At 55.4% G+C, this 1,840-nt stretch carries 1 protein-coding gene; it reads right to left on the reverse strand.

Going from position 1 to position 1,840, the window contains the following annotated elements; all coding sequences use genetic code 11:
• Positions 1–1,840 (reverse strand): SDR family NAD(P)-dependent oxidoreductase (locus tag I8U18_RS17490; protein WP_198065176.1); only part of this gene is annotated, 1,840 nt, incomplete at both ends.

Consider the following 1,840-nt stretch of genomic DNA (forward strand, 5'->3'; position numbering starts at 1 on the left):
ATAGCCTGTCAGTTCGTCTACCGTTTTGTACTCAAAAAACAGCGTTTTGGGCAACGGGCCAAATGTTTTTTCCAACTCGTTCGTCAGCTTCATCACCATGACCGAGTCGATGCCGTATTTCATAAATTCGGCGTCCGCTTCAATTTGTCCGGCGGGAATCTTGAGCCCGGCTGAGAGCAGCGTTTTCAAATAGTCAATCGCTTTCCTGCGAAGCTGGTCCGCTCCGCTCTCCTGTACGAATTTTTCTTCCGTGGCAACCACTTTCTTTGTCCCGTCATCCGGATGAATCGGCTGAATCTGCAGTTTCGACCAGATCTCCCCGAATCTGCGGCGCTCTCCGGCAATCACCATGACCTGTGGCTCTCCTGATGCAAAACCTTCATAAAAGGCGCGGATGCCCCGCCAAGTCTCCAGCGCGGCCAGTCCCGTGCTCTCCTGCATGATTTGCTCCGTTTCAGGATCAAGGCGCATGCCGCCGTCACGCCACAAGGGCCAGTTGAAGGAGATCGTGCGCCCGTGCCGTTCATTTCGTTCGACAAGGGCCTGGCGATATCGGGCATAAGCATCCATAAAGGCGCTTCCGCACGCATAATCAGCCTGTCCTGCATTGCCCAAGGTGCCCGCCAGTGAGGAGAAAATGATAAAAAAGTCGAGATGGATCTCTCTGCTGGCCAGATCGAGGTTGACCAGTCCCACCGTTTTCGGGGCTGTCACCGCCAAAAATTGATCGTCCGTCTTTTTGATGATAAAGTTGTCGCGAATGATTCCGGCACTGTGAATAATCCCATTAAGTTGCTTAAATTCCCGGAGGATTTGATCCATCAGTTTTTCCACAGCCGAACGATCGGTGACATCCACCTGCCGGTAAAACACCCGTGCCCCCAGTTGTTCCAATTCTTTGATCTGTGCCCGCTTGCGTTCATCCAGGCGGGATCGTCCCGTCAGAATCAGCGTGCTTTGCGCTGTACGGGAGGCGATTTCCCTGGCAAAAAGAAGTCCCAAACCGCCGGCACCACCCGTAATCAGGAAAACCCCGCCCTCTTTCCACGGAAGATCGGATTTTGGCAGGTCCGCTTTTATTTCGCGCCAAGCGGCCGTATATCGTTTGCCGTCCTGATACCGGATCCGGTCGGTTTCGCGGCAGGCTGCGTTTTCCTTTAGCTTTCGCGCGATCTCTTCCTCCGTTTCCTCTGCTTCGACCGCGATCAACTGCCCGATGATCCGGGGATTTTCCAGATGCGCTGTCTGAATGATCCCCTGAAGCCCGGCCCAAAGTTGCTCTTCTCCTTGATCCGGAACAACGATCTGGATCAGAACGCTGCCCGGATGCCCGGTTTTCATGATTCGCTGTATTTCTGCAAACAATTGCAGGGCATGATTTTGGAACTGCTCTCCGCTATGGCTGTTATCAACCGGCAGCGCAAGACATCGTCCCCCCTGAAGGAATGATTCCACCTTTGTCGGGGAAACACTGTCCATCCCGCAAAGAAGCACCAGTTGGTCAGCAAAAGAACCCGCAGTTGCCGTTTTCTCCGCCGATTGTTCGCGCCAGTCAGCGCGGAGCAGCACATGTTCCGTTTTCGCACGGCCGGCTTCCTGCAACCATTCACCCGACACCGCCCGGGTGGCCAGACCCCGTATTCGCAGGCAGATCCGGCCGGTTTCGTCGCACAGATCGACGGACAACTTCCCGCCGGTTTCCTGATGAACCCGTGCCCACATCGCCGGGCCGGTTTTGCCGTAGATCTCCACTTCTTCCACGGCAAACGGAAGCGCAGGCTCGAGACGGCCGGAATCAATGCCCAGCCCCAAACCCGCCTGGATCGCCGCATCGACCATC

This window comes from Thermoactinomyces sp. CICC 10522 (assembly GCF_016055075.1).
Taxonomy (GTDB): Bacteria; Bacillota; Bacilli; order Thermoactinomycetales; family Thermoactinomycetaceae; genus Thermoactinomyces_A; species Thermoactinomyces_A daqus.